This window comes from Brachybacterium timonense (assembly GCF_900258505.1).
Classification (GTDB): domain Bacteria; phylum Actinomycetota; class Actinomycetes; order Actinomycetales; family Dermabacteraceae; genus Brachybacterium; species Brachybacterium timonense.
On record NZ_LT984895.1, the window covers coordinates 1,420,291 to 1,437,275 of the forward strand.

A 16,985-nucleotide genomic window follows, 5' to 3' on the forward strand; every position below is an offset into this window, starting at 1 on the left:
TGTCGCGGCCGGTCATCGAGCGCTGTCAGATCTGCAATGAGCTCCATTCTGGATCCGGCTGCCGATCACTTGATGTCAGCTGCTGCATAGGCCTCTGCGAGTTCCTCGGCGACCTGAGCCCCTCCGGACTCGCGCCATGTCTTCACTACATCTGGGAGATCTGAGATAGGGCGTTTGCCTTGTGCCATCTGGCTCATCGCGTCCCACACAGGAGACTCGAGTTCGCCGCCTTTCTCGTCCCGTGTTGGGGAGTACAGTCCCTCAGAAGTGTCACGAGAAAGATTCTCGCTCAATAGTTTCTGCGTGTTGTACTGGCGCTCCGCGATTTCGGGTTCGCCGGGGAAGTAGAATGCCATAGGGGCGTCCGAAATGTACTGTACGCCGATGCCTACTTCCTGCACTCCTTGAGATGTCGGGACTGGGTCGTTGCCGTCGAGTTCGTACTGCTTCCCCTGCTCGCCGTACTTTTTGAAGAGGTACTCCTCCGTCCCGAACGGGGCGGCAAACCAGTTCGCTACGGCCAGCAGGGTTTCGACGTCGTGGTCCGAGTCCTTCGAGAATCCGGTGATGTTGTTGATTGCGGCGCCAAGCCAGAAATGGGGGCTCGCACCCATCAGAGATGGAGCAACGATGCCGCCGACAGAATAGTCTTCGATGCCGATATTGCTCGACTCATATCCCGTCCAGGCCACGAACGAGTCATGGTCCATTGCGGCCTTTCCGCCATTGAACCACTCGTTCTTTGTGCTGGCGTTCGCAGTATATGCGTCAGGGTTTACGACGCCAGCCTCCCAGAGCTCTTTCTGAGCTTCGAGGCTTGCTTCCATGGCCTCGTGCTCGATGAAGAACGTGAAGGTCCCGTCATCTGCGCGCTGCCATTTATTCGGAATCCCTGCCGCCATGTTGACAAAGTTGCCTGGCATGGTGGTGAGTGCCCAGGTGTTACTTGCTGCATCAGTGACCTCGATGCAGAGATCTTTGAATTCTTCCCACGTTTTCGGCTGGATGTCAGGATCTATGCCCTTGGCCTCGAGCAGGTCCCGTCGCGTGAGGATGACGAAGCTTCTCGACATCATTCGTGGAACTGGAACCCCGTAGATTGCTCCTGCGGCGACACAAGGCCGCCAATAGTCTGGCCCAAGATTGGCTAGATAGGGGTACTTAGCTACCGCATCGCCGGACAGGTGCTCCGTGAGGTCCATGCAGGTCGATTCGAGGAGTCCTGGCAGGTCCGGTGTGCTCGTCGGAATGTTGATTATATCGGGCAGATCGCCGCTGGCGATCTTGGTTTGGATCTTTGTCGAGTAATCGGAGTTCGGTGCCATCTCGATGCGGAGCTCCGACCCGATCCGCTCGTTGAGAGCCTGCCAGAAGGGGTTCTTGTCCATCTGGGGTGGGATCGCTCCGGGGATATTCGTCACGAAGCTGATCGGCTTGCCGTCGCCCGGCGCTTCCTGGACGCCCTGGACGGGGTCCTCTGGGTACGACTTGAATCCGTCCAGCAGGACGTCGTCGCCTTGCCAGTCAGGGGTCACGCCCGCGTACTTCGTGTAGGTCGGGAGCTCGACCGCTGAATTGCGTTCCTGCCCATCCTTTGTGCTGGTCTTCGCCCCGCAGGATCCCAGAATCATAGGTGCTGCGAACGCGGCTGCTCCGCCCAGCAGTGCGTGACGTCGAGTGATCCGGTCCATCTCGGCTGTTCCTCCGCTGATCCCTGGGCCCGGACCTCCTTGTCGCCGGGCCGCCGGTGTGGTGTGGAACACGATGGCACGGGACATCCTATGACGCAAGCGATCCTGGAGTGTTTTTGCATCGCGGTTGCGGTGGGCGCGCGGCGCAACTTCTCGTTCCGTCGTGCGGCCCTGACGTGCGAGAGTGCTTGTGACCTGCAGGAGGGGTGGAGGTGGGTCCCCTAGCTGAGAAGTCAGCGACGCCACGTCGTTGCTCCGTCGTGACTGGTTTGAGATAGTACGTCCCATGACTAGTGATGCGCCCATCCCTGATGACGCAGTAGCCTCTCCGTCGCGGCTCTCATCTGCAGACCCCGACTCGCACGCTGTCAGTGCGGCTCTTCCCCGCCTCGCCCCGTCCCGGCGAACCACAGTCTTCAGTGCTGAGCAGCTTGGCTGCGGCGCCGTCCGGATACCTGCCCTGCTGCGGTGCCAGGATGGCCGCTTGCTCGCATTTGGGGAGAAACGCTACGACGGTCCGGGCGATGCGGGTCATATTGAAGTGGTCGCCGCGACGTCGACGCCTGGAGCTGGCTGGTCCGGTCCGCGTGTGGTCGCCTCGTACGGAAACGGAACCATGGGCAACCCTGTCCCCATCGAGGTGGCCGACGGAACCGTTGTTCTTCTGACAACGTCAAACGGAAAGGCCCTCACCGAACAGGACATCCTCGCAGGGAAAGCGTCTTCTGAAGACCGGCGTCGAGCCCACGTCACCCGCATGTCGCCAGACTTGAGCTGGGTCGAACCCGCCACGGACATCACATCTAGCGCGGTGAAAGACGAGTGGCGTTGGTACGCAACTGGCCCCGCCCATGGAGTGCGCCTGAGATCGGGGCGTCTCGTCGCGCCAGCAAACCATTCGACTCCATCGGCAGGAAGTGTGGACTCTGTTTACGGGGCGCATGGGCTGATCAGTGATGATGACGGGATAACCTGGAGAATCGGCTGGGTGGATCCTGGGTTCGTCGGCCTGTCCGGGCCGAACGAATCATCCCTCGCTCTGGATCCCGAGAATCCGATGGAAGTGATCGTGACTTCGCGGAACGAATGCCGCTCCGATCACGCTGCTCGAAGCATCTCCCGCACTAGTGGTGGAGGCACTAAGCTCGAGCAGCCTCAAGCTCTCACGGGATTCGTCGGCCCTCGTATCCAGTGCGGTCTTGGCTATGACTCCATCTCGGGCACCCTCCTGCTGACCTCTCCGGGGCACCCTGGTCAGCGCGCCGACCTCACCTTGTCGGCCATCACGGGGTCCTCCAGCCAGCCTCTCGTAACCCTTGACCTTGGGCCGTGCGGATACAGCGATATTGCCACGGATGCGAACACGCTCTATGTGCTGTTCGAGACGGGGGATGACTCCATCCATGAACGAATCGAACTGCTTGAGTTCGACCTAGATGCCGTTCACCACTACCTCAGGGGTTGGAGCTCGGCCACCGCAAAGGAGACACCGTGAGCACGACAAGCACTAACGTGGCCCTTGGGCGAGGGGTCATCGTCCCGATCTGCACTCCCCTGGATCCTGCTGACCAGATCGATACTGCATCGCTTCGCCGGCTCCTAGACCACCTGGTGGCCCACGGAGTGCACGGTATTTTCGCTCTCGGGACTACTGGTGAGTTTGGATTCCTCACTGATGCTCAGCGTGCACTCGTCGTCGAGACGTGCGCTGAGCATCTCGCTGGGCGGCTGCCACTGCTCGTCGGAATATCTGACACGGCGTCTGAACGTGCCATCGTGCAAGCTGAACGGCTCATCCCCCGTGGAGCTGATGCTGTTGTCGCCACAGCCCCATTCTTCGCCGCCACCGCAGAGCCGGAGATCCGCACGCATTTCCAGCGCATCAAGCAGGCTATCGGGGAAACTCCACTGTTTGCCTATGAGAACCCCCCGCGGGTGAACGGCAGATCGATCCCGGCGGAGGCAGTTCTGGACCTTGGGGCTGATGGCACATTGGCGGGGCTGAAGGATTCCTCGGGTGACTCTGCATATCTCGACCTCGTTCTGAGTGGTCGGGAGGAGCGAGGCCTGGACGGGTTTCGGGTGCTCACGGGCTCTGAGACCCATGCTTTGGACGGTCTTCGGGCTGGCGCCGACGGAATCGTGCCAGGGCTGGGAAACGTGGATCCAGCGGGCTATGTTCGGCTCTACGACGAATGGGAAAGTGCGCCGCACGAGGCGGAGCAGGAGCAGCGCCGCCTCTGCGACCTGTTCAACATCGTCAGAATTCCGACCCATGCTCCCATGGGCGGCAGCTCTCAAGCACTCGGCGCGTTCAAAGCCGCGCTGCGGCAACTCGGCGTGCTCGACGATGACCGCTGCGCTCCGCCGTCAGTGCTTCTCGACGACAGCGACCGGGCTGCAGTAGCGAATCTCCTTGCCGCGTTCGGGCCTGCGCCCCGGAGCGCTCGGGATCGAGACCCCGCTGACGGCGATGGTTCTAGAGTTCATATATGAGCACGACCGAGCATGGAGTCTCTTCACCTGCGGTGATGACGAACCAGCAACGTATTCGCGAGGCCATCAAACAGATGATCCTCGATCGTGACCTGCAGCCAGGGGATCCCCTGCCCACCGAGGCTGAGCTCATGGAGCTCCTCGACGCCTCACGCAACCCGATCCGCGAGGCGATCAAGGCGTTGCAGGCTCTTGGCTATGTCGAAGTCCGCCATGGGCACGGGACGTATGTGGGCTCCCTGCCTCTGACACCGCTTCAGGACTTCCTGATCTTCCGCCTCCGCCGTGCGATTCCCGGCAGCGTGCACGAGGCTGCTGAGCTGCTGCAGGTGCGAGAGGCGCTTGAAGTGGGGATGGCCTCCGACGTCGTGCGAACACTGCATCGGAACGGCACGGACGAGCTGGCCTCGATCGTTGCGGCAATGAAAACGAAGGCGGAGGCGGGGCGATTCTTTCCCCAGGAGGATCGCCGCTTCCACGCCGCCCTGTATGGGACTCTCGGCAACACCCTTGTGACCGAACTGCAGGACGTATTCTGGGCGTCCTTCCATGCCGTCGATCCGCAGCTCCCGGGCCCTCACTACACCCCGATAGAAGCCTGGGGATGGCATCAGCGTCTGCTAGACGCGATCGACAATGCAGACGTGGACGGGTATCGCGTGAGGATGCGGGACCACTTCGATGGGATCCGAGTCCGAATTTCGCACGCGGACGAGGCACCGGAATCATAAGGCGGTTGGCGGCCGCCGCGTGCTTGCGGGTGGGGCGCCGGTGCATTGCTGAGCGCGCAGCGGACGGTGTAACCGGCGTTGCACTGTTCGTGACCGTCGGTCCCATGTGGAACTCGATCGTGAAGCTGACCTGCGCTGTAGCTGCTGCCGCCTCGGCCACGTGTCGTCGTCCGGTATAGCGGTTGCAGTGGCAAGGCTGCCACTGAGATGACGTTCGCGTGGTCAGCTCTCCCTAGTAGCCGATGAAGTCGGCGTGGTCCCGACTATCGACCGCGGCGCACCCTCCGGCGCCTGAACTCTTTGGCGAGCGCTGAGATGAGGCGCCACGCTGCGTCCGAGTTGTCCACAATCCGCTTCGTTTGTCGGTACGCCCCACTACGATGAAGCTATCGAACAAAGGTTCGACTCCGGTGGTAGTCCTTGACACTGATCAGGACACCGATCGCGTCAGAGAGGAGGAGCGGAGATGGTGCCGAGCATTGAGTCGGAGCCGCTGTTGATGGCTCCGCCGAGCCGCCGCGACGCCGCCCGACGGGCCACCGAACGGCTGCATTGCCGTCGCAGGCAGCGTGCGCAGCGTCGTCTTGAGGCTGCGGTCAGCGCGGCTGGCCCTGAGCGCAGGGCTGTGCTCGAGTCGCTCATCGGTGACACGCAGACGGAGTCGATCACGGCGGCAGCGCGGATCCGCTCTCTCGCGGCGGCGGTGAGCGTCGTCGATCCCGCTGATGTGGTCGACTCGGACGGTCGCGATCCGGAGGTCTGGGAGCATGAACTGCTGCAAGTCGCCTTGGCCCTGAGGATTACTCGCGCACAAGCTCAGGCACAGATTCGCCGAGCTCGCCGGGCCGTGGAGCAGCTCCCAGGCTGCCTTGAACGACTCGCCTGTGCGGACATGCCCCTGCCCTGGTTCGAAATGATCGAGCAACGCACGAAGATACTGGAAGCAGATGCGACCCGTGAGGTCGACGCGGCACTCGCCGCATCAGATCTGCACGTATCGCCGGAGGTATTCGCGCGTCGGCTGCGGCACGTCATCGCTGCAGCCCGAGCGCGCAGTGCCCCACCTGAATGCGCGACACCTCGCGGGAGACGCCGGGTTGTGCTCGACCAACGCACAGATGAGGGCACCGCGTGCCTGCGCGTGATCGGTCCGATCCCTGAGCTGCTGCATCTGAGCAGGCAGCTCGACACTGCCGCACATACGCTGCAGGATGCTCAGCGCGAGGCACTTCGCGACGGAGAGGTGATCCCGGGGGATCCGAGAGGCGACGTTGCCGCCACCGGCGAGCCAGCCAGCCTCGGCGCGCTGCGGTACGAGGCCTTGTGCGACGCCGTGAGCGGGCGAGGATCCGGTGCGGTGGCGAACGGTGCTGCGCAGTCGCGGCGTGAACGGTTCCGCATCGTGGTGACCGTGCCAGTGTTGACGCTGCTGGGGGAGTCGGATGCCCCAGGCACGCTCGACGGTACCACCCCGATCCCGCCCCAGCTCGCGCGTGAGCTCGCCGCCCAGGAGCCCACCTGGTATCGGGTGCTCACAGACCCCGCATCGGGTGCGTTCGCGCCGCTGCCTGCAGATCGGTACACGCCGACTCCCGGGATGCTCGATCATCTTCGCCTGCGCCACCCGATCTGTGCTGTGCCGGGGTGTACCCGGCCCACGGCGCTGCTGTCGGAATGCGACCACATTGAGGAGTTCGATCACCAACACCCGGCCCGCGGCGGCGGCACAGAACTCGAGAATCTGCACCTGCTGTGTCGCCACCATCACCGAGCGAAAACGGCAGGACTGCTCGACCCGATCCGCAGCGATGAAGGCGATGGAACATGGTGGTCGATAGATGACGAGATCACGGCCTACTACGAAGATGAGCGCGACCTCGCGACGCCGCAGATGGTGCGGGATCTCGAGGCTGCCCACGCGATGCACGAAGCAGAGCTCGCCGAACGCCGGCGTACGGCGGCCCGGCTGCGACTCATCCGATCAGGAGACCTCGCGCCGGGGATGCTCCTTCGTGGACCGGACGGCAACGGCGACTGGGTTCTGCGCGACGACGGACGGCTCGACAAACCGAGCATCCCCCTGCCCTGTGACCCACCGCCATTCTGACGAGCACCGAACACGGGGCCGCGCTCGCTCCGCTGTGCTCACGTCGTCGCGGCCTCGCCCCGACTCAAGCGGCGCCACCGGTAAAGTGCGCTGTCGTGCGCGGCTGCGCCGTTGCACAGACCGTGCGAGCCCACGCTGGAGGGAAGACCGATGACACGCAGCATCGTGCTCGTTCATTCCGTGCGATCCTCCAGCACCATGTGGCGCGGACAGGTCAAGCGGCTCGAGCGCGCAGGATTCCAGGTGATCACGCCCGACCTGCCCGGTCACGGGACGCACAGTGCCGAGGTCTTCACCCAGGAGGGTGCACTCTCCACGATCGGTGAGGCGGTGTGGGCAGCCGACGAGGCACCCCTGCTCGGAGGGCTGTCGCTGGGCGGGTACTTGGCGATCCACTGGGCGGCTCAGCATCCGGGCCGGCTCTCGGCACTGGTCGCGGCCGACTGCACGATCATCCCCGGGCCAGCATTGGCGCGAGCCTACGGGTACTGGCTACGAATGAAGGACTGGGTGCCGGGAGATTCCGACGAGCGTGTGCGTCAGGCGTTCGCGAAAAGAGCCAGGAAACGCAAGGCCGCTAGACGCTACTACGGCGGCGGCCGGGCACACGGTGTCGTGCCCGCCGTTGTCGACGTGGTGGGCACCATGGATCTTGTGGCCGATCTTGCCGCGATCGACGTGCCGATCACCATCGTCAACGGTCGCCAAGACCCTTTCCGTCGCCACGAGCGTCAGATCCTTATGGCGGCGCCCGGAGCTCGCCTGCGTGTGCTTGATCGCGCTGGCCACATCTCGAACCTGGATCGACCCAAACGGTTCACGCGCGTACTGCGGGAAGCGGCGTATCGAGCGACACCAACGTCGGACGAACCCATGTCGGCAGGGCCTCGGTCGGCCTGAAGGGTGCGGTCAGGCCATACGCCGTGCACAGCTTCTGAGCGAGGCCAGACTGTGTGAAGCACGGATTCGCGTGCAGGGTCAGGCCGGGCGTTGACCAGTGCGAAGAAGCTCGGCCATCTCCTGCGCGAACCGCTCAGCATCGCGTTTGCGGTGCGGCATCATCACGATGTCCCGCTTTCCCTGGACGTGGATGTGGACTCGGGTGAACGCTCCTGGGCGGTAGGACACGCTGGTCACGGAAGTTGCCGGAGCCTCCCGCCGGATCTTGGCGCCTCTGAACGGACCTGCCACCTTGGCGAGAACAATGCGGGTTGCAGACACGATGAGTACATCGGGGAATTCACCTGCCACCCCAGGCAGGGCCAAGATCACGTCTTCATCGGGGGCGAGAACGGCTGGAATGTCGAGCTGCAAGCCTGGCGTGGCGTACAGCTCGTTCCGATTCAGGGCCGCAGCGTAGGACCATGCTGATCGAGGAGCGGGCATAGCGCTACGGTAACTCGTGCAGGTCGGTGATGGGGTACGGGTAGTTCTCCCCATGGTGGCCGGGAGACGGTCGGGTTACGTTTGCAGCGTTCGAGGCAAGAGGCAGGTATATCGGTAGGGTTGCCTGGGGCATGGCACAGGGGGCACACGGAACATGAGCGGTTTTTTCGGAGCGGATACAGATCAGCTGAGGGACCATGCGCAGCGGCTGCAGGATCAGGCTCAACGCCTGATCGAGTTGCGCGACGCACTCGCGCCGGCGGTCATGGATGAGAGCATGTGGCGCGGGCCTGACGCGGACCGATTCCGCCAGGAATGGGCTGGCCAGATCTCGTCCCTGTTCGACCTGCGACACGACGAGCTCACGCAGCGCAAAGGTGATCTGGAGAAGCATGCTGAGGAGCAGGACGAAGCCTCCGGCACCGGTGGAGGCGGCTTCCGCGGAGGCCACTTCAGCTCGGAAGCCCCGTTCGACCCGTTTGGGTTCCTGAAAGACACCTTCATGAAGGTCCAGGGGTTGTGGGGCAAAGGAAAGTCGCTCGTCAGTTTCCTCAAGCGTATTCCCTCCGCCGCTTCAGAATTTGCTGCACTTGCCGAGCGAGGACTCCAAAGGCTGTGGAAAGACGCTTACCTTGATGAGCTGTTCAAGGGGGGCAAGGAGTGGCAGGCCGGCGTCGAGAAGCTACTGGACAAGCTTGGAATTCCGAACAAGATCGGAAACTGGGAGCCGCTGAAGTTTCTGAACAAGATTGATGACGTCGCTCCGTTCTTGAAGACCGCTGGCAAAGCAGTGGGGGAGTTCCTCCCGTACTTCGACGTCGCGTACAGCGGGGTCCAGTCCTTCCAGAAGTTCCGGGACGGAGACATCTACGGGGGAGTGAGCTCCGGTTTGAGCGCCGTCGGCAGCGGTCTGCTCATCGCCGCTCCGTTCACGGGACCGGCCGCACCGATCGTCGGCGCGGTCGGAGCCGGGCTGGGCGTTGTCTCGATCGGAATGGATATCGGGAAGTCTGTCGTCGACAACTGGCCCCAGATCGTGGATACAGCGGGGAACGTCGGTAGTGCCATCGCTGACGGAGCATCTTCTGTCGCGTCGGCGGCGGGCGAAGCCATCGGTAACGTCGGTTCCGCGATTGGAGACGGGGTTAGCAGCGTTGGTTCCGCAGTCGGTGACGCGCTCGGCGGCCTGGGCGAAGCTCTCGGTATTGGGTGAGGCCGTCGTGCCGAGGCGATATAAGTGTCGCGGCATGATGCTGGAACAGGCCATCGCCCTAGAATGACAGCGATGCCGAGGGAGAGCAGGGGACATGACCACTCCATCAGTGACCACTGACAGGGACGCCGCCGGTGCTTTCGAGCTCCTGGCCGCCGCATCCGAATCGCCAACCGTTGTTGCCGTGCTGACGGATGAGGAGCTCGTTGCGCTGCAAGGGACCGAGTCAACCCAGCTTGCGGGGACTCCTTTCCTCGATGAAGCGAAGCTACCGACTGAGCAAGCCTCGGCGATTGCGCTGCGATCGCTGGTGGCTCGCGGGCTCGTTGTGATCGACGACGAGGATCGGGAACCTGAAGGTGACAACGTCAGCACTGGGGAGCCGGTGGCTCGCCGTGCAATGCAAGTCGACCGTACTCTCGCTGGACTGCTTGCATTGCGCAGTTCTCCGTTGGCGATGGTGAACCTCGTCCGTCAGGTCGCTGATCAGGCGACGGCGATGATGATCTACCTCTTCCCTCACAGTGGTGTGCTTGAAGAGTTCGTCACGGCGGACGGCTACCACCACTTCAGCGTTCCGACTCGTGAGGCAGTGCCAGCCCGGCTGCAAGCCTATGTGGATCAGGCAGGAGTCGCTGGGGACACTGACAGCGAACCTGTGACGGGCACTCTGGAGCAGCTCGAGTCTGACGCCGCTGTAGCCCAGCAGCTGGCAGATACCCGTGCACTCACGGTTCTGACAGCGATCAATGCGAAGGAGCACCTGCAGCTTTCCCTCATGGCCACGTCTCAGGCGGTGTTTGTGATGGACACACCGGGAGATGCTGATGTTCAAACGACGGTGCGTGAGGTCTCGCGGGAGACCCTCGTAAGCATCCTGGACGACGCTCTTCCCGAGATCGATTGAGGCCCGCACTCCGTCGGCAGGTGGGCATACGCTGACCCCATGTCCACCACCCTGCGCGTTGGTTTCGTTCCCGGCGTTGAGCCCGACCGCTTCGCCCGCCGATGGAAGGGCGTGCCGCGTGGAGGGCGCTTGGAGCTGGTGCCCGTGCCGCTCTCCCGCCAACGCGCCGCGCTCGACGACGGTGAGGTCGACATGTGCTTTGTACGGCTCCCTGTGGACGAGAGCGGGCTGCACGTCGTTGCTCTGTGGGAGGAGCGCGCGTCGATTGTCGTCGGCTCGGAGAACATTCTCAGCCTGCACGAGGAACTGACCGAGGACCTCCTCGCCGACGAGACCGAGATCCGCTCCACGGAGCCCGACGATGCTGCTCAGCGCGTGGCGGTGGTTGCGACCGGCGTGGGATACACGCGGATGCCGCTGTCCGTTGCACGCACCTACCACCGCCGCGATGCGGTCGTGCGCCCGGCCCCGGATCGGGAGCCGACGCGGATCGCCCTGGTCTGGCCACGGGAACATGACGACGCGCTGCGGCAGACATTCATGGGTGTGGTACGTGGTCGCACCCCGCGCTCGTCACGCTGATCCCGGCACTACCTCGACACCCTGCGCTGCCTCGACACCCGGCACTACCTCGACACCCTGCGCTACCTCGACATCCCGGCCCTGCCTCCACGCCTCAGATCTGATCCGCTGCGCTGTTTCCGCTCACCGGCCAGGGCTCGCACCAGCACCCCGGCTCTGCGCCAACGGCCGGCCGATGCGCAATGATGGAGCCGACGCCGACAACCCCTGGAGGATCCATGACTGAGCAGCCCCGTATGAATGTGGAGAGCTTCAACCTCGACCACCGTGCCGTGCGTGCACCGTATGTGCGGATCGCCGACCGCAAGCCGCTTCCCGGCGGTGACGTGCTGACGAAGTTCGACGTGCGCTTCACCCAGCCGAACCACGAGCACCTCGACACCGAGGCTATCCACTCGCTCGAGCACATGGTCGCCGAACACATGCGTAATCACACCGACGCGCTCATCGATTTCTCCCCGATGGGATGCCGTACCGGCTTCTACGCGCTCATGCTGGGCGACATGCAGGTCGCGGACTTCCTGCCCGTCCTCGAAGTGACACTTGCCGACGTGGTGAACGCGTCAGAGGTGCCCGCAGCCAACGAGATCCAGTGCGGCTGGGGTGCCCACCACTCGCGCGAGGGTGCACAGACCGCTGCGAAGGCGTTCCTGGATCGTCGAGAGGAATGGGAACAGGTCGAGGCCTGAGCGGCCTGGACTGGTGCCTGGGCCTCCCGCAGCCCTAAAACGCCGTTCCGGCTTTCCTCGCTCTCGCCCTGCAGCATCGTTCCGCCTTCCCTCGCCCTCGCCCTCGACCTGCAGCGTCGCCCGGACCTCCCTCGTCCTAGCCCTGCAGCGCCGCGCGCAGTGCGTCGAGCAGACGCGTCGTGCGGGCGTTGGTTGCGATGTCGTCGATCGTGACCACGCGCCCGTGCCCGTCGGCCAACGGAATCCGCCAGTTCTCATACTCTTCGTCGGTGCCTGGCTGGTTCTGAATCCGGTGCTCGCCCACGCAATCCACGAGGGAGACACCCAACAGCAGTGACGGCGTGCGCGCAAGGTGCAGATGCAGCGCGATGATCATGTCCTCGATCGAGGCGTGATCGGCGAGCAGCCCTTCGGCGCGTAGCAGATCGAGCACCTCCTCGCGGCCGGCCTCATCTGTGGCGAGCTCCTCCTCGAGCGGACGCTCCAGCAGACCCAGGCGGTGGCGCAGCGCCACGTGTTCCCCGGCGAGATAGCCCGCAGTGGGCGGCAGGTCATGCGTGTTCACGGACGCCAGGCACAGGTGGCGGTACGCCTCGGCTGCCAGTGGGTGACCGGCGTCGTCGTACTCGAACCACAGGATCGAGGTGCCCATCACGCCGCGGTCGCTCAGGTAGTCACGCACCCACGGCTCGAAGGTGCCCAGATCCTCACCGATCACCAGCGTGCCGGAGCGCTCAGCTTCCAGGGCGAGGATGCCGATCATCGCATCGTGGTCATAGAACACATAGGTGCCGTCGGCTGCCTCATTGCCTTCGGGGATCCACCACAGGCGGAACAGGCCCAGCACGTGATCGATCCGCAGGGCACCGGCGTGCCGCATGAGCGAACGCAGCATGTCCCGCCAGGGGCGATAAGACGCGTCGCGCAGCCGAGACGGATGCCACGGCGGCTGATGCCAGTTCTGGCCCTGCTGGTTGTACTGGTCCGCTGGGGCGCCGACGGTCACACCCTCGGCGAGCACCTCGCGCAGGCTCCAGGCGTCAGAGCCGATCTGCTCCACGCCCACAGCGAGGTCATGCATGATCCCGATGCGCATACCGGCCTCACGTGCAGCGTTCTGCGCGGCGGCCATCTGCTCGTCCAGCAGCCACTGCACCCAGATGTGGAACTCGATGCGGTCGGCGAGCTCGGTGCGGGCTTGGGTCACGAGCGCGTCATCCAGGTCGGCCAGAGCCTCGTCCTCCGTGCCGCGCATTCTCTCGGCGATTGCTGACCATAGAGCGAAGTCTTCGAGCCCCTGTCCCTCGCGCTGTCGGAAGGCGTCCAGCAGAGCGCGGCGTCCCGCGGTGAGCGGCACGGCGTGCAGCTCCTCGAGCGCGGCGAGCTTCGCCGTGAGCACGTCGTCACGCTCGATGCGGTCGGCTCGATCGTTCCAGGTGCGCACCCCGGAGGCGAGGAGCTCGATGCGTTGACGAGCGATGTCGGTCAGCTCCCGGTATTCGGGAACATCGTCGATGCGCAGATACAGAGGCGCCGTGAAGCGACGCGTCACCGGCAGATATGGCGATGGCTCCACAGGCGGTGTCGGGTAGGAGGCGTGCAGCGGGTTCACCAGCAGGAAGTCGGCGCCATGACGCTGTGCGCTGATGGCGGCGAGATCACGCATATCGCCCAGGTCGCCGACGCCCCACGAGCGCTCCGAGCGCACCGAGTAGAGCTGCGCCTGCAGGCCGTAGGCGCGGTGCGAGCCCAGGCGCTCATGCACAGTGAGACGGGCGGGTGTCACCACGAGGTCCGCTTCGACGGGTCCGTGGGAGGTCTCGGCGATCAGGCGATGCCAGCCGAGCGGCAGGCCAGCCGGCAGATGAAAGCGAGCGCGGCCGCGCAGCGTGCCGTCGAGATCGAATGGGGGAGTGAAGTCTTCGGTCTGGTCCAGATGACGCTCGCCCCCAGCCTCGAAGGCGATGCGGACCGTCACAGCGGTGCCGTGGTCGACGTGCACCGGCAGGGAGGAGTCCCGGTCGCAGCGCATGACGGTGATCGGAGGCAGGGTCTGCTCCCAGGGGGCGCGGTCGTGGCGCGCGCGAGCAGCGGCAATGTCGTCGTCGGTCTCGATCCGGTGGCCCAGGGCCTGTAGGGCGGCGATCAGCGTGGAGTCCGCGACGGCGCGGAGGGTTCCGTCCCACCCCCAATACTCGATGCCGATGCCGAGATCGCGGGCGAGAGACCGCAGAGCAGTGGAGTCCAGAGCCATGCCGTCATCGTAGCGATACATCGCCCGCCCGGCGCAGGGACCAGATGGTGCAGCCCATGGCCCAGTTGCCGGAGTCTGGCATTGCCCGCCCGGCGCAGGGACCAGATGGTGCTGGAGCATGCGCAATGACCGGAATGAAGCCGTCGGAACTGCTGGAACTGCTGTAACCAGATTGCAGTGACCGGGGCGCAGTCTCGAGCCAGCGCAGCGGCACCCGTCACGGTCACATGTCCAGGGATCCGAGCGGGCGCACCGTCAGATCCAGGTCGGCAGCCAGATCCGCCACTGCCACTGCCCCGTCGGAATCACCTGGCCGGACCAGATCGGCCAGAAGTAGGCGGAGATGAGCACGATGAGCGTCAGTATTGACGCGGCGAATAGGCCTCCCGCCAGTCGCCGTTCCCGATCCGCGCCGGGAGGGCCGATCGCTAGGCCTAGCACGTAGGCGAGGCACAGCACCAGGAACGGCTCGAAGGCGACGGCGTAGAACGTGAAGATCGTGCGATCCGAGTACAGCAGCACCCAGGGCAGATAGCCTCCTGCGAGCCCCATCAGTGCAGGCCAGGCCCGGCTATCGCGTCTCAGTAGCACCAGAGCGATCGTGACCATCACGGCGAGGGTGCCAAGCCACCAGATCAACGGGTTTCCGACGGCGAGGATTTGCGCTGAGCATTTCTCCACCAGGCAGCCGTTCTCGCCGTACGGGTGATTGCGGTAATAGAAGCTCGTGGGGCGCAACATCAGCGGCCAGGACAGCGGGCTGGCCATATACGGGTGTTCCGAGTCGAGGCCGACGTGGAACGTGTACGCCTCCACGTGGTAGTGCCACAGCGAACGCAGAGCATCCAGGGCGCCGATCCCGGTGCTGTGGCCGTTCTCCTCCGCCCAGTGGCGCAGGTACCCCTTCGCGGAGACGAACCAGCCCGTCCAGGACGCCACGTACACCACAAGCGCCGAGCCGACCATGGCGAAGAATGCGGGGATCGCATCACGCACCAGGCCGCGCCGTGCCCAGTGGCGCTCACGCACGGCGCGTCGGGCCCACCAGTCCCACAGGACTGTCATGATTCCGAAGGCTGCCAGGAAGTACAGTCCCGACCACTTCACCGAGCACGCCATTCCCAGCAGCACGCCAGCGGCTAGTCGCCAGGGCCGCCATCCCGCCTGCAGCGGGCCGATTCTCGATGCGGCAGCGGCATGGCCGTTGGCGCCGCCATCGTCTGGGGGAGAGCTGAGCGCTTCGGTGGCCGCCACGGCAAGGCGTGCCCGGAACCGGTCGCGATCCAGCACGAGCGCGGCGAAGGCGGCGAGCACGAAGAACGCCAGTGGCAGGTCGAGCAGGCTTGTGCGTGAGTGCACGATGTGCAGGCCGTCGACCGCCAGCAGCAGCCCGGCGATGAGGCCGACGGTGGTTGAACGCATCAACCGACGCCCGGCGAACACGATCAGTGGCACGGTCAGTGAGCCGAGGATCGCGTTGGTGAGGCGCCACGTCCACGCGGAATCGGGGCCCAGCAGCAGCATGGGGAGGCCGATCAGCCACTTGCCCAGACTGGGGTGGACCACGTAGGCGCCGCGGTCCTCGTAGATGTGTACGTCACCGGATTCGAAGGCCGGGTCGATGTCTTTGGGCCAGGACATTTCGACACCGTGGTGGACGATCGTCCAACCGTCTTTGACGTAGTAGGTTTCGTCGAAGATCAGCTCATGGATGGAGCCCAGCTGCCATAGCCGCAGTGTGAGCGCGAGGGCGAACAGCACAAGGGCGCCGATCCACGCCCGGCGGTGGTCCGTGAGGTCGAATATGCCCAGGCGACGCCGGATCTCGGGGTCAGCCCCGACGGGGGTGGAGGGCCTGGTGTGCACCCGGACATGCTAGGACATCGGGTGTGCGGCTGTGCCTAGATGGTGCGGTGTGTGGCGTTGGGGTCGGTGGGGCCTTCGTTCTCGGGTGTGCGGGCGGGGATCTCGGGGGTGTGCTTGTCGTTAGTGGGGGTGGTGGGTTTGTGGGGGTTGGTCAGGCGGCTGGTGAGGCTTGCGGAGTAGAGGGCGACGGGGTCGCTGGTGATGGTGATGGTGCCGTCGATGTCTTGCCAGGGCCCGCCGTCAACGGAGAACTGGCCAGCGAACGTGGTGGTCAGCGTGATGTCGTACCAGCCCTCGTACCGGTAGGTGGAGGTGACCTCCTCGGACGGGAACGGCTTACCCGGTTTGGTGGTGGTGATGGTGTTCCCATCCCCGAGGTCCCAGTGGTATTCGATGGGGATCGCCCGGATCTGCACCGGCGTACCCAGCAGTGTCGTTGCGAGGGTTTGCTCGGCCGGGTTGGTGTGTAGGACGTTGACCATGTTTACCGGCAGCCAGCCTCCCGGAGGACCTGCAGTGGCCTCCAGCGGCTTGACGGGGAGGGTGGCGAAGTCTTCGCGGGTGACGGTGATGACCACCGGTGGCGCCCCCGGGATGGCTGCGGTACCGGGGCTGCCGAGGGTGATGCAGCGGTGGCCGAGGTCTGTTCTGGTGCCGTCTGCGAGGGTGATCCGGGTGCCGCGTTGGGTGATCTTGTTCGGGTCGGCTGTGCCGCGTTGCGAGGGCTGGTTGATCAGCAGGCCGTCCTCGCCCTGCCCGTGCAGGGGCGGGACGTACGCGGCTTCGCAGGAGTTCTTCGGGACCGTGCATGACCACTGGCCGGCGCCCGGTGCCCCGCACTCGTACCGGACCCCGCCCTCGGGCCGCTGCCAGATCGTCCGCACCGTCGGAGCTGATCTCCGGGTACTGCTTGATCCGCTCGACGGTTTCGAGTCAGCAGGTTTGGGCGGAGACTCTTGGTGTTCGGTTTCAGAGTCGCCTACTTCCACGTTTCTGCCATCTATTCCTCCGGAGGCGCCTCCGGCCCCATGCGATGCGGGAAGACAAAAGAAAAGGGCGAAAA

Annotated in this window: 14 protein-coding genes; 9 read left to right on the forward strand and 5 right to left on the reverse strand. The window is 64.6% G+C overall.

Translation table 11 applies throughout. The features are described 5' to 3' along the window. Positions 1-65 precede the first annotated feature (65 nt). Positions 66-1,691 (reverse strand): extracellular solute-binding protein, encoded by a 1,626-nt coding sequence (locus C8271_RS06260; RefSeq protein ID WP_106506582.1) that lies wholly within the window; start codon positions 1,689-1,691, stop codon positions 66-68. A gap of 286 nt (positions 1,692-1,977) precedes the next feature. Here C8271_RS06260 and C8271_RS06265 point away from each other — a divergent pair, with 286 nt between their 5' ends. From C8271_RS06265 to C8271_RS06285, 5 genes are all read left to right on the forward strand, one after another. Further along, positions 1,978-3,186 (forward strand): exo-alpha-sialidase, encoded by a 1,209-nt coding sequence (locus C8271_RS06265; RefSeq protein ID WP_106506583.1) that lies wholly within the window; start codon positions 1,978-1,980, stop codon positions 3,184-3,186. After that, positions 3,183-4,187 (forward strand): dihydrodipicolinate synthase family protein, encoded by a 1,005-nt coding sequence (locus tag C8271_RS06270; RefSeq protein WP_106506584.1) that lies wholly within the window; start codon positions 3,183-3,185, stop codon positions 4,185-4,187. The genes C8271_RS06265 and C8271_RS06270 overlap by 4 nt, the downstream gene beginning before the upstream one ends. Beyond that, positions 4,184-4,918 (forward strand): FadR/GntR family transcriptional regulator, encoded by a 735-nt coding sequence (locus C8271_RS06275; protein ID WP_245920973.1) that lies wholly within the window; start codon positions 4,184-4,186, stop codon positions 4,916-4,918. Before C8271_RS06270 ends, C8271_RS06275 begins: the two co-directional genes overlap by 4 nt. Positions 4,919-5,384: 466 nt before the next feature. Further along, on the forward strand, positions 5,385-7,025 hold the full coding sequence (locus C8271_RS06280; protein ID WP_106506586.1) for an HNH endonuclease signature motif containing protein: 1,641 nt from the start codon (positions 5,385-5,387) through the stop codon (positions 7,023-7,025). A 150-nt stretch (positions 7,026-7,175) separates the two neighbouring features. After that, positions 7,176-7,925, forward strand: coding sequence for an alpha/beta fold hydrolase (locus C8271_RS06285; RefSeq protein ID WP_106506587.1), 750 nt, complete (start codon positions 7,176-7,178; stop codon positions 7,923-7,925). Between the two features lie 78 nt (positions 7,926-8,003). On the opposite strand, the gene C8271_RS06290 is transcribed toward C8271_RS06285, so the two are convergent. After that, positions 8,004-8,411: a hypothetical protein gene (locus tag C8271_RS06290; RefSeq protein ID WP_106506588.1), complete on the reverse strand. Its 408-nt coding sequence runs from the start codon at positions 8,409-8,411 to the stop codon at positions 8,004-8,006. Between the two features lie 154 nt (positions 8,412-8,565). Here C8271_RS06290 and C8271_RS06295 point away from each other — a divergent pair, with 154 nt between their 5' ends. The 4 genes from C8271_RS06295 to C8271_RS06310 all read left to right on the forward strand — a co-directional run bounded on the left by C8271_RS06295 (position 8,566) and on the right by C8271_RS06310 (position 11,802). Further along, a complete protein-coding gene (locus tag C8271_RS06295; RefSeq protein WP_106506589.1) occupies positions 8,566-9,624 on the forward strand; it encodes a hypothetical protein in 1,059 nt (352 codons plus the stop codon). A gap of 94 nt (positions 9,625-9,718) precedes the next feature. Then, positions 9,719-10,531 (forward strand): hypothetical protein, encoded by an 813-nt coding sequence (locus tag C8271_RS06300; RefSeq protein ID WP_106506590.1) that lies wholly within the window; start codon positions 9,719-9,721, stop codon positions 10,529-10,531. Positions 10,532-10,570: 39 nt separating this feature from the next. Next, entirely contained in the window at positions 10,571-11,113 is a 543-nt protein-coding gene (locus C8271_RS06305; RefSeq protein WP_106506591.1) for a LysR substrate-binding domain-containing protein, read from the forward strand. Positions 11,114-11,331: 218 nt separating this feature from the next. Next, entirely contained in the window at positions 11,332-11,802 is a 471-nt protein-coding gene (locus tag C8271_RS06310; RefSeq protein WP_106506592.1) for an S-ribosylhomocysteine lyase, read from the forward strand. Between the two features lie 136 nt (positions 11,803-11,938). Here the strand turns inward: C8271_RS06310 and malQ are convergent, their stop codons facing one another. The 3 genes from malQ to C8271_RS14295 form a co-directional block, all read right to left on the reverse strand. Then, positions 11,939-14,056, reverse strand: coding sequence for a 4-alpha-glucanotransferase (gene malQ / locus C8271_RS06315; protein ID WP_106507919.1), 2,118 nt, complete (start codon positions 14,054-14,056; stop codon positions 11,939-11,941). 255 nt (positions 14,057-14,311) lie between these two features. Beyond that, the gene (locus C8271_RS06320) at positions 14,312-15,922 is read right to left on the reverse strand and encodes a dolichyl-phosphate-mannose--protein mannosyltransferase (protein ID WP_106506593.1); all 1,611 of its coding nucleotides are present in this window, start codon (positions 15,920-15,922) and stop codon (positions 14,312-14,314) included. Positions 15,923-15,957: 35 nt separating this feature from the next. Beyond that, the gene (locus C8271_RS14295) at positions 15,958-16,806 is read right to left on the reverse strand and encodes a hypothetical protein (protein WP_281260361.1); all 849 of its coding nucleotides are present in this window, start codon (positions 16,804-16,806) and stop codon (positions 15,958-15,960) included. Positions 16,807-16,985 lie beyond the last annotated feature (179 nt).

Coding starts and splice junctions, on each gene's coding strand:
- C8271_RS06275 (WP_245920973.1), top strand. CDS start 4,184: ATGAGCACGACCGAGCATGGAGTCTCTTCACCTGCGGTGATGACGAAC.
- C8271_RS06300 (WP_106506590.1), top strand. CDS start 9,719: ATGACCACTCCATCAGTGACCACTGACAGGGACGCCGCCGGTGCTTTC.
- C8271_RS06265 (WP_106506583.1), top strand. CDS start 1,978: ATGACTAGTGATGCGCCCATCCCTGATGACGCAGTAGCCTCTCCGTCG.
- C8271_RS06260 (WP_106506582.1), bottom strand. CDS start 1,691: ATGGACCGGATCACTCGACGTCACGCACTGCTGGGCGGAGCAGCCGCG.
- C8271_RS06290 (WP_106506588.1), bottom strand. CDS start 8,411: ATGCCCGCTCCTCGATCAGCATGGTCCTACGCTGCGGCCCTGAATCGG.
- C8271_RS06305 (WP_106506591.1), top strand. CDS start 10,571: ATGTCCACCACCCTGCGCGTTGGTTTCGTTCCCGGCGTTGAGCCCGAC.
- C8271_RS06285 (WP_106506587.1), top strand. CDS start 7,176: ATGACACGCAGCATCGTGCTCGTTCATTCCGTGCGATCCTCCAGCACC.
- malQ (WP_106507919.1), bottom strand. CDS start 14,056: ATGGCTCTGGACTCCACTGCTCTGCGGTCTCTCGCCCGCGATCTCGGC.
- C8271_RS06295 (WP_106506589.1), top strand. CDS start 8,566: ATGAGCGGTTTTTTCGGAGCGGATACAGATCAGCTGAGGGACCATGCG.
- C8271_RS06280 (WP_106506586.1), top strand. CDS start 5,385: ATGGTGCCGAGCATTGAGTCGGAGCCGCTGTTGATGGCTCCGCCGAGC.
- C8271_RS06310 (WP_106506592.1), top strand. CDS start 11,332: ATGACTGAGCAGCCCCGTATGAATGTGGAGAGCTTCAACCTCGACCAC.